Source organism: Bacillus zhangzhouensis, assembly GCF_000715205.1.
Taxonomy (GTDB): Bacteria; Bacillota; Bacilli; order Bacillales; family Bacillaceae; genus Bacillus; species Bacillus zhangzhouensis.
Window position 1 is genome coordinate 1 of record NZ_JOTP01000104.1, and the last position, 213, is coordinate 213.

Consider the following 213-nt stretch of genomic DNA (forward strand, 5'->3'; position numbering starts at 1 on the left):
ACTGGACAGCCGAAGGGTGTCATGGTCGAGCACCAGTCACTTGTGAATCTTGCTTTCTGGCATAATGATGCCTTCCAGGTGACGAATGAAGATCGAACCGCAAAATATGCCGGCTTTGGCTTTGACGCCTCCATTTGGGAGATGTTCCCAACGTGGATTGCCGGCGCAGAGCTGCACATCATCGACGAAGCAATTCGCCTCAATATGATCAAG

General features: G+C 51.2%; 1 protein-coding gene. It reads left to right on the top strand.

Features of this window, described 5'->3' with window-relative positions:
- A partial coding sequence (locus tag BA70_RS19055) for an AMP-binding protein (RefSeq protein ID WP_034325318.1) occupies positions 1–213 on the top strand: 213 nt, incomplete at both ends.